This window comes from Phytobacter sp. V91, assembly GCF_965644225.1.
In the GTDB taxonomy this organism is placed as follows: domain Bacteria; phylum Pseudomonadota; class Gammaproteobacteria; order Enterobacterales; family Enterobacteriaceae; genus CBFFRJ01.
In genome coordinates, this window is record NZ_CBFFRJ010000170.1 from 1 (window position 1) to 9,085 (window position 9,085).

The 9,085-nt window shown below is 55.8% G+C and carries 9 protein-coding genes and 3 pseudogenes; 4 read left to right on the forward strand and 8 right to left on the reverse strand.

Translation table 11 applies throughout. The features are described 5' to 3' along the window. Nucleotides 1-71: 71 nt before the first annotated feature. Together ACSZO4_RS23160 and rhaM are read left to right on the forward strand one after the other, a co-directional pair. Nucleotides 72-959, forward strand: a pseudogene (locus ACSZO4_RS23160) (iron-containing alcohol dehydrogenase); the annotation flags it as partial. Further along, a complete protein-coding gene (gene rhaM, locus ACSZO4_RS23165) occupies nucleotides 956-1,270 on the forward strand; it encodes an L-rhamnose mutarotase (RefSeq protein WP_437891406.1) in 315 nt (104 codons plus the stop codon). The pseudogene ACSZO4_RS23160 and the gene rhaM, both read left to right, overlap by 4 nt. 27 nt (nucleotides 1,271-1,297) lie before the next feature. Here the strand turns inward: rhaM and ACSZO4_RS23170 are convergent, their stop codons facing one another. From ACSZO4_RS23170 to ACSZO4_RS23195, 6 genes are all read right to left on the reverse strand, one after another. After that, a complete protein-coding gene (locus ACSZO4_RS23170) occupies nucleotides 1,298-1,594 on the reverse strand; it encodes a type II toxin-antitoxin system RelE/ParE family toxin (RefSeq protein ID WP_437891408.1) in 297 nt (98 codons plus the stop codon). Further along, nucleotides 1,581-1,847, reverse strand: a complete 267-nt coding sequence (locus ACSZO4_RS23175; RefSeq protein ID WP_437891409.1) for a type II toxin-antitoxin system ParD family antitoxin — start codon at nucleotides 1,845-1,847, stop codon at nucleotides 1,581-1,583. Before ACSZO4_RS23175 ends, ACSZO4_RS23170 begins: the two co-directional genes overlap by 14 nt. A gap of 165 nt (nucleotides 1,848-2,012) precedes the next feature. Beyond that, on the reverse strand, nucleotides 2,013-3,275 hold the full coding sequence (locus tag ACSZO4_RS23180; RefSeq protein WP_437891410.1) for an MFS transporter: 1,263 nt from the start codon (nucleotides 3,273-3,275) through the stop codon (nucleotides 2,013-2,015). 45 nt (nucleotides 3,276-3,320) lie between these two features. Next, nucleotides 3,321-5,444, reverse strand: coding sequence for an alpha-galactosidase (locus ACSZO4_RS23185; protein WP_437891411.1), 2,124 nt, complete (start codon nucleotides 5,442-5,444; stop codon nucleotides 3,321-3,323). Nucleotides 5,445-5,558: 114 nt separating this feature from the next. Beyond that, the gene (locus ACSZO4_RS23190) at nucleotides 5,559-6,554 is read right to left on the reverse strand and encodes a LacI family DNA-binding transcriptional regulator (RefSeq protein ID WP_437891413.1); all 996 of its coding nucleotides are present in this window, start codon (nucleotides 6,552-6,554) and stop codon (nucleotides 5,559-5,561) included. Nucleotides 6,555-6,612: 58 nt separating this feature from the next. Continuing rightward, nucleotides 6,613-7,161 carry a helix-turn-helix domain-containing protein gene (locus tag ACSZO4_RS23195; protein WP_437891415.1) on the reverse strand — a complete coding sequence of 183 codons (549 nt, stop codon included), beginning with the start codon at nucleotides 7,159-7,161 and terminating at the stop codon, nucleotides 6,613-6,615. A gap of 104 nt (nucleotides 7,162-7,265) precedes the next feature. On the opposite strand from ACSZO4_RS23195, the gene ACSZO4_RS23200 reads away from it, so the two are divergent. Then, on the forward strand, nucleotides 7,266-7,928 hold the full coding sequence (locus tag ACSZO4_RS23200) for an AzlC family ABC transporter permease (protein WP_437891416.1): 663 nt from the start codon (nucleotides 7,266-7,268) through the stop codon (nucleotides 7,926-7,928). After that, nucleotides 7,928-8,251, forward strand: a pseudogene (locus tag ACSZO4_RS23205) (AzlD domain-containing protein). The gene ACSZO4_RS23200 and the pseudogene ACSZO4_RS23205 overlap by 1 nt, the downstream one beginning before the upstream one ends. A 27-nt stretch (nucleotides 8,252-8,278) precedes the next feature. Here ACSZO4_RS23205 and ACSZO4_RS23210 read toward each other — a convergent pair. Further along, nucleotides 8,279-8,818, reverse strand: a complete 540-nt coding sequence (locus ACSZO4_RS23210; protein WP_437891418.1) for an AAA family ATPase — start codon at nucleotides 8,816-8,818, stop codon at nucleotides 8,279-8,281. After that, a pseudogene (locus tag ACSZO4_RS23215) lies at nucleotides 8,815-9,018 on the reverse strand (PTS sugar transporter subunit IIA); the annotation flags it as partial. The pseudogene ACSZO4_RS23215 and the gene ACSZO4_RS23210, both read right to left, overlap by 4 nt. Between the last annotated feature and the right edge of the window lie 67 nt (nucleotides 9,019-9,085).

The window sequence follows — 9,085 nt, forward strand, 5'->3', positions numbered from 1 at the left end:
TTCGACACCCATATCAAAACCGGTAACTCTCAACCTTTCAAGGTCAAGTGTCAGATCAAGTCGCGACTAATACAGATTATGTTATCGCCTTTGGCGGCGGCAGCCCGATCGACACCGCCAAAGCGGTAAAAATCCTCACCGCCAACCCAGGCCCCTCCACCGCCTATTCCGGCGTGGGTAAAGTGAAAAACGCGGGCGTTCCACTGGTGGCCATTAATACCACCGCAGGAACAGCGGCTGAAATGACCAGCAACGCCGTAATCATCGACTCTGCCCGCCAGGTGAAAGAGGTCATCATCGACCCGAATATCATTCCGGATATTGCCGTCGATGACGCCAGCGTGATGCTGGAAATCCCGGCGGCGGTGACGGCGGCAACCGGGATGGATGCCCTGACCCACGCAGTAGAAGCCTATGTTTCCGTTGGCGCCCATCCGTTGACCGATGCCAATGCGCTGGAAGCGATTCGCCTTATCAATCTGTGGCTGCCAAAAGCGGTCGATAACGGCCATAACCTTGAGGCCCGTGAGCAGATGGCTTTCGGTCAGTATCTGGCAGGTATGGCATTCAACAGCGCCGGTCTTGGCCTGGTGCACGCCCTTGCCCACCAGCCAGGCGCGACTCACAACCTGCCGCACGGAGTGTGCAACGCCATCCTGCTGCCGATCATCGAAAACTTTAACCGCCCGAATGCGGTGGTGCGCTTTGCGCGCGTCGCCCATGCTATGGGAGTTGATACTCAGGGCATGAGCGATGAAGCGGCAAGTCGCTCAGCCATCCAGGCCATTCGCGATCTGAGCGCCCGCGTGGGTATTCCGACAGGCTTCAGTAAGCTGGGCGTCACCAAAGAAGATATCGAAGGCTGGCTGGACAAAGCGCTGGCTGACCCGTGCGCACCGTGCAACCCGCGCACCGCCAGCCGCGAAGAAGTCCGTGAGCTTTACCTGGAGGCATTATGATCCGTAAGGCCTTTGTGATGCAGGTTAACCCTGATGCACACGAAGAGTACGAACGTCGCCATAACCCGATCTGGCCTGAGCTTGAGGCGGTGCTGAAAGCGCATGGCGCGCACCATTACGCCATTTATCTCGATAAAGCACGTAACCTGCTGTTCGCCAGCGTGGAAATTGAGTCTGAAGAGCGCTGGAACGCGGTGGCGAACACCGATGTCTGCCAGCGCTGGTGGCGGCATATGAGTGATGTGATGCCCGCCAACCCGGATAACAGCCCGGTAAGTGCGGAGCTTAAAGAGGTGTTTTACCTGGCGTAAAAACGAAATAGCTCCCCGCAAGGGGAGCTATTGCCAGTACAGATGGGTTTCGACATCCTGCGAATGATGTAAGACGCGGATAACGATGATGGCTTGCTCATCTTCTTTATAGAAAATGACATGCTGCCGACTGGGAAATGAACGGATATCCTGCCCTAATTCCTCTCTGCGCCTGCCAGCACGATGTTGTGCAATGTGACCAAACACCGAAGATAAATGCAGAATGTAGCGATCGGCCTTTTCCATACCGAACATCTCAAAACCGTATAACCAAATGCTTTCAAGATCTTCATTGGCTTTTGGCGTTAACTCAATCTCTCTCATCCTTTGTCGCCACCCTGGCTTTGATATTTCGAAGGAAAGCATCCTGCTCCCATTTTTTCGCTTCGCCGCTTGCCAGCCCTTCAGCTAAAAGCGAGCGCAGATGATTTAAGCGTGATTGTGCCTGCTGCTCACGCAATAGCCTTAAGGAATCACGAACCACTTCACTTTGCGTTCGATAATCTCCGGCGGCGATCAGTGATTCAACAAACTCACGAAGTTCATCGCCCAGATCTACAGTCATTGTACGTGCCATACCCACCCCAGATGTAAGAACTATTCTTACAGTTTAAATTAACTCCGGGTTAATTTGCCACCGCAAGAGGAGGCTCATTTTTTTGCCCGATGACGCGACGCTTATCAGGCCTACGGGAACAGACGTTTTGTAGGCCGGATAAGGCGTTTACGCCGCCATCCAGCGTTATCTCGCCTCCAGCGTATTTGTGGGTGCTGACACCGTCTTTCTGCCGCTCAGGGTGAACGCCGACAGTAAGGTAATGGCCAGCACAAAGCAGCCGAGGATCAGATAGGTGTCCTGGAAGCCAATCCTGTCATACATATTACCGGCGAAGGCGGAGAGGAAAATGGCCGCCAGTTGTTTGGCGAAGTTGAAACCAATCAGATAGATAGTGGCCGACAAGCGGGTATCAAACACCCCGGTGATGTATTTAAAGGCCCCCACCAGCAGGAACGGCACTTCCAGCGCATGCAGCATTTTCAGCGCAATCACTTCATAGACGGTGGTGGCAAACGACGAACCAATGATGCGCGTGGCCATCATCAGCCCGGCAATCAGCAGCGTATTTTTGGCCCCAATCCGGTTAATGATCCACGGAGAGCAGAACATAATCACCGCATTGCATAATTCCCCCGCCGTGGTGGTAAAACCAAAGGCTTTGGTTCCGGCCTCAGGCGTGGCAAAGAAGGACTTAAAGAAAGTGGCAAACTGCTGATCGAACACATCGTAGACGCAGGCCACGCCCACCACGTACAGAATAAACATCCACATTCTTTTCATGCGAAACAGGTCAATCACCATTTTCACATTAATGGTCGATGGACGACCCTCACCTTCCGCCACGGATAACGCTTTCGGCGATTCTGTTTTGGCCAGCGCCAGCAGCACCATTAAAACGACTGCAGCGGCTGAACCCATCCAGAAAACAAATGCCGGGTTAATGCTGAACAAAATCCCTGCCGTTGAGGCACACAATCCCCAGCCCAGACAGCCGAACATCCGCGCTTTGCCGTATTCAAAATGGCTATGGCGGCTCACTCTCTCGACATAAGCCTCAATCGCGCCGGAGCCGGCAGAAAAGACAAAACCAATATACAAGCCGCCCGCCAGCGCGCCTGCCCAGATATTAAATTTGAGCAGCGGGGCAAAAACGTAGAGGAAAAACGGGGCGAACAGCACCAGCATGCTGACGATAACCCACAGCATATTTTTCTTCAGGCCCAGTTTGTCGGAGAGGATCCCGAGGATCGGTTGAAAGGAAATAGCCGACAGCGACATACAGGAAAAAACAATGCCGGTATGGGTTTTACTTAATCCTATTTCATCAGAGAGCCAGATAGGCAGAAACGGAAAACAGGTGGCCATGATGAAGAAATACAAGAAAACGAATAAACCAAAGATCCAGAATGTTGGGTTATTTTTATGGGTACAGGCGGTCGTGTTCATTATTATTATCCTCAGTATTGAGGCCGCAGTGCGGCCCCGTTGGGGTCACACGCGTTCAAAACCGATCAGAATGGCGCTTTCCGGATCGAGCACCGGCAGCGAAATTCCGGCCTGCATCAACCACTCGCCGCTGGCGATGTGTGGCGTCGTCATCCAGGCCGGAAGCTGGCGCATAGTGTGCCCGCCCTCGTCGGTAATGAGAATATTGGGGTGATCGAGAAGCGTAATACGGTACCGCGCCCCGGCATCCAGCCCGGCAACCCGCAGCGGCGCCAGCAGCGTATAGTCTGGCATCGCCAGCTGGCTCACCGTAAACAACCCCTGCCGCTTGTCCTGGCTGACAATGCCCTGCACGAGAGTGGTGGCGTCTGGCATATCAATACGCCACTGGGTGCCGGTATGAATCACCTCGCGCCACTGCTTATAGAGCGCAGCGTAATGGCGATAGCCTTCGCGTTCCTTCGCATCGGCATTAACCGGATCCAGCTCCAGCCCCAGATGACCGAAAAGTGCCGTCAGGCCACGAAACTCAATGCTGTGCTGGCGGTAAGTGGCATGACACTGGTGATTGCCGATATGCGCGCCCATCACCTCAGGCGGGAAGAAATAGCTCATCCCGCGCTGGATGATATTACGCTCCAGCGCATCGTTGTTATCTGAGGCCCAGAAACGGTGGCAGCGCGTCAGGACTTCATAATCGATACGCCCACCACCGGCTGAGCAGGACTCAAATTCAATGTGCGGGAACCGGCTGCGTAAGGTGTCGAGCAGACGGTAAAAGGCCCGGGTTTGCGCATCCGCAGCGGCACGTCTGCCGTGACCCGGCTGGACCAGCTCACGGTTCATATCCCACTTCACGTAATCAATGTTGTGCTCGCCAAGCAGCCAGCTCATCCTCTCCAGCAGATAATCAAAGGCTTCCGGTAGGGTAATATTCAATACCAGCTGATGACGCCCAAGGATCTGCGAGTAGTCATCCAGCGCCAGTACCCAGTCTGGATGCGCACGGTACAAATCGGAATTCGGGCTGATCATTTCCGGTTCAACCCAGATGCCAAACTCCATCCCCAGCCCTTTCACATGCTCAATAACCGGCTGCAATCCCTGCGGGTATTTACCCTCGTCCAGATACCAGTCGCCAAGGGCGGCAAAGTCGTCATTGCGTCCTTTAAACCAGCCATCATCAATAATAAAACGCTCCACACCCAGCGCTTTCGCCTCTTCGGCCATCTTCATGATATAAGCCGGGTCGTGGTCAAAATAGATCCCTTCCCAGGTGTTAAGGTGCACCGGGCGGGGCTTATCCTGGACGAACTTGATGATGTTGCTGCGCAGGAACTGGTGGAACTGCTGGCTCATGCCGTTGAGCCCACGGGAAGAGTGGCTGGCATAGAGCCATGGCGTCCACAGCGTTTCGTCTTCTGCCAGCGCCATTTCGCCGGGTAAATAGAGGGCTTCGGCCTGAAGATAGCGGCGACCGTCGGTTTTCACCTCAGCACGCAAGCGGTGGTTACCGCTCCAGCCAAGATGCGCCCCCCAGACGCTGCCCTGAGATTCACTGAAGCCCGGAGTGCCGGTCATCAAAGCCGGGAAGTGTTCATGCGAGGTGCGACCGCGGCGGTTTTCAATAACGAAGCTGTCGTGTTCAAGCCGCACGCGATGGGGTTGAAACTCGCGGATCCAGCGTCCGTGAAAGGCCATCACATCGCGCGCGTACTCCGCCACCGGCAGCGTGACGGCAAAACGATTGACCTGCCACGCGGTGGTGAACAGGTTGGTCAGCCCATGGCGCACCTGCAATACACCGCAGGCGTCGAGGATAATCTCACTGGTCAGCCGCAGCCCGGCCACCTCATCTTCGCTCGTCAGCGTCAGGCTCTGCCCCGTACGCTGCACATTAACCGTGGTAAAAATCGGCGAACCGTCAAGACCATCACGATGCCCTTCCAGACCCGGCGAACCGAACAGGCCATGTCCGGATTCCGCCATCAGCGTGACCGGGGAGTCGACATCCAGTCGGCCATTGGCGACCGGGCGACTCAGGCTTTGCGCATCGCCCGGCGAAAAGTGACTGAGGTGCGGCCCCCAGTAGATAATTTCAGCAAAGGGGTGGGTTTTGATAACAACATCGTTGATGGCGCTTTCAAGGCGCAGGTAACAAGCTTCCATGTGGCGTCTCCAGATTCGGGATGCCACCATCCTTGATCCGAAACGTTTCGGGTAACAACCAAAACGTTTCGGATATGTGATCAGCTCAAAATTTTAACCATGGTTTGTGGGATTTCAGGCAGTGACGCCGGGGCGGAACTCCGTCTGCCAGAGTACCTGTAATTGGTCTACAGGTTCGCCTGCAATCAACTGACGAACCATGTCGGCAATTTGCTTACCGACCGCCTCACGGGTGGCCTGCACCACGGCGGCAACATCCACATCCACAATGCTGTCGTCAGGCAAGCCGTCATAAACCACCAGCGCCACGCGGTTATCGCCCTGTAACTTACCGTGCTTCAAGAGCGCCATGGCCGCACCATCACCGTGGGTGTTGCAGTCGGTAATGATGGCCTGCGGCGGCAACGGCTGTGCAAGCAGCGCCTCAACCGCCTGATACCCCGCGCGACGTGACGGCGGTAAGGTGCGCAACCACTGGTCAGAAAGTCCGCTTTCCCGTAGCGCATCCAGATACCCCTGGCGGCGCTGGGCGATAAAGGCCTGATTGTTGTGCTCACCGAGCATCGCGATACGCTGATAGCCTTTTTCGATCAGGTAACGGGTGGCATGCCAGCTTCCGGCGTAGTTATCAAAATCGAACCAGGCATAGGGTCTGGCAAGATGGCTGCGCCCAAGGGCAAGGAACGGAAAACCCGCCGCCTGAAGCTGTTCCAGCCGGACGTCGTTATCCAGCGTATGAGCGACAATCAGGGCATCAACACGGCGGCTTTGCACCATGCGCAGGTAACTATGCTTGTCTGACAGATCATCATCAGCAATCAGCAGCAGGTCGATGTCATGGCTCGCCAGCTCCCGGCTGATTTCGCCAACCATCTCCATAAACACGCTATTGTTCAACGGAACGGGGTGCACCGGGAAAACCAGCCCAACGGCGTCAATTTTGCCCATCTTCAGCCGACGGGCAAAAGTATTGGGCCGATAGCCACGCCTGTCGGCCTCCGCCTGCACGCGGGCGCGCGTCTCCTGCGACACGTCGTCGTAGCCATTCAGCGCACGGCTGACGGTGGTAACGGAGATACCGAGTTGTTTAGCAATTGCTTTAAGTGACATACCTTTCCGTGTCTGTAGACCGCGTGAAACATTAACAGTGTCCTGCCAGCGCGGCGGCTTAATTCTGTTCTGCCATCATAATGGCTTCAGTATCCGGCTCCAGGGCTTTAAAAATATGCGCCTGGTCAGCAGGATAACAGATGTAATCCCCTGCATTTAGCTCTTCCGGTGATTCCGTTAGTCCTACCATCGCCCGACCACGGGTGACGATAATATGTTCAACCGATCCGGGTGGATGCGGATGCGAAATGCGGTCTGCGCCGGGCTGTGCGGTCAGGATATAGAGGTCACGGCGCGCACCCGGCGGGCAAGTGGCGAGCAGAATAGCCTCAAAATTAGCATGTTCGGCCAGCACTTTTGTGCCTTCACCGCGGCGAATCACCTGCGTTTTCACGGCCTGAGGCTCCAGCAAGCGGGCAAAAGGTATATCCAGCGCCACACACAAAGACCACAGGGTTTCGATACTGGGGTTGCCATTCCCGGCTTCAAGTTGGGAGAGTGTGGACTTCGCGATCCCGGCACGGCGGGCTATTTCCGCCAGTGAAAGCCCTGTACGTTGGCGTTCCCGCGTCAGACTTTTGGCAATAACGCTAATTGGCTGTGTCATTACACGGCTCCGGTGTTTTTTATAACGAACGAATCGTTTTTCTTGAAAGACGGTTAAGATATGTTCATTATAATGGATACTCGTTCGATATAGCTAAGTTTTCTATGTTCAGACATCACTTCTCCAGTCTTAAAAGCGATACCATCAAAGCTATTTTCCTGGTCTGCCTGGCCGTTGGCGTCGTCGGTGTTTCCTACGGCTCCCTGGCAATGGCCTACGGGTTTCCGTTGTGGGTACCGCTCTCTCTCTCCGTCCTGGTACTGGCCGGGGCTTCCGAGTTTATGTTTATTGGCATCGTCGCCAGCGGTGGTAACCCACTGGCCGCAGCCGTGGCTGGATTGCTGGTGAACGCCCGCCATCTGCCGTTTGGCGTAACGGTGCGTGAACTGGTGGGTAGCCGTGGGAAAAGTTTGCTGGGCTGCCACATCATGAATGATGAGAGCGTGGTGTTTGGTTTATCGCAAGCCACGCCGGCGCAGCGCAAAGCCGCTTACTGGCTCTGTGGCATGGGCGTCGCCCTGCTCTGGCCACTGGGCGTGTTGCTCGGTGCCGGGATCGGAAAACTGTTGCCCGCCCCGGAAACGATCGGCCTGGATGCCGTCTTTCCGGCGATTTTACTGGCACTGGTACTGCCCGCGCTGAAAAAGAAAACCACGCTGATACGAGCCTCCAGCGGCGCAGCGCTGTCTCTTGCTGCCGTACCCTTTGCCCCTGTCGGCTTACCGGTACTGATCTCTTTACTGGGCCTGCTGACGAGGAAGAAATAATGGCAAGCGTAGCTCTGATAATCGGCGGCATTGCGATTCTGTCGGCAGGTACTTATCTGATGCGTTTTGGCGGCGCGAAGCTGGGTAACTAACTGGCCCTGTCTGAACGCTCGCAGGCGCTGCTGTCTGATGCGGCCACCACCTTACTGTTTGCCGTCGCGCTGGCCGCAACGCTGTATGAAGGCGAACACTTTGCCGGCATGGCCCGGGTGCTGGGGGTGATGTTTGCCCTGTTCCTGGCGTGGCGCAAAATGCCGTTAATAGTGGTGATCATCTCAGCGGCAATCGTGACGGCATTGTTGCGCCTGGCAGGGGTGCAATAACACTCTACCGGCGCAGCAACCGTCAGCTTACAAATGCTCTGCGATCCAGGCGTTGAGACGGACGTACTCGCTCTCGCTCCCCTGTTCGATGAGAAACACCGGGCCGAGAGCCATGGGTTCAGCCCTGGCGGCCAGCACCGCCAGCTCCGGCAGGTACTCCTCGCCCGGATGGCCCACTCGCCGCTCGCCAAGGCGGCTGGCATAGCGGGCAACGGCCACTTCGGGCGTTACCGCGTTCCACACCTCCAGCACCCGCGTCACGCCCGCTTTTTCCAGGTAGTCGATAAGCGTCTCCCGTGGTTGAAAGCCAAACCAGGCGTCGACCAGAAACGGACAGCCCGGCGGCGCATTGCGGATAATTGACCAGATAACGTCATAGGCGGCATAGCCAAGCTGTCGGTTAAATACCCGGTCAATCTCGGCAAACATCGCCATAAACGGCTCTTTAATACCGTCGATAGTGAGTACCGGCAGGGAAAAGCGCGCAGAGAGCTGGCGCGTAACGGTTGATTTACCGGATGCCGGGACGCCATTGACCAGCACGACGGTTTTGCTTTGTGTCGTCATAGCAGCGCCACCACCTCTTCTCGCGTACGCGCTGCCCGCAGCGCCGCCATCCTTTCATCGTTATCCAGCAGATGAACAATGGCGCGGATCCCTTCTTCAATATGCGCGTTGCTGTTGCGGGCGCCGAACATAATCACAATGTCCGCAGCTTCACTCTCGCCAAAGCGAATCGGATCCCGCAGTAACACCAGGCTAAGGAAGGTGCGATTTAATCGTCAGTTATGAGAACATAAGGCTTTCTTTGCCATAGATTTTTCACGATGCCCG

Coding starts and splice junctions, on each gene's coding strand:
- rhaM (WP_437891406.1), top strand. CDS start 956: ATGATCCGTAAGGCCTTTGTGATGCAGGTTAACCCTGATGCACACGAA.
- ACSZO4_RS23170 (WP_437891408.1), bottom strand. CDS start 1,594: ATGAGAGAGATTGAGTTAACGCCAAAAGCCAATGAAGATCTTGAAAGC.
- ACSZO4_RS23175 (WP_437891409.1), bottom strand. CDS start 1,847: ATGGCACGTACAATGACTGTAGATCTGGGCGATGAACTTCGTGAGTTT.
- ACSZO4_RS23180 (WP_437891410.1), bottom strand. CDS start 3,275: ATGAACACGACCGCCTGTACCCATAAAAATAACCCAACATTCTGGATC.
- ACSZO4_RS23185 (WP_437891411.1), bottom strand. CDS start 5,444: ATGGAAGCTTGTTACCTGCGCCTTGAAAGCGCCATCAACGATGTTGTT.
- ACSZO4_RS23190 (WP_437891413.1), bottom strand. CDS start 6,554: ATGTCACTTAAAGCAATTGCTAAACAACTCGGTATCTCCGTTACCACC.
- ACSZO4_RS23195 (WP_437891415.1), bottom strand. CDS start 7,161: ATGACACAGCCAATTAGCGTTATTGCCAAAAGTCTGACGCGGGAACGC.
- ACSZO4_RS23200 (WP_437891416.1), top strand. CDS start 7,266: ATGTTCAGACATCACTTCTCCAGTCTTAAAAGCGATACCATCAAAGCT.
- ACSZO4_RS23210 (WP_437891418.1), bottom strand. CDS start 8,818: ATGACGACACAAAGCAAAACCGTCGTGCTGGTCAATGGCGTCCCGGCA.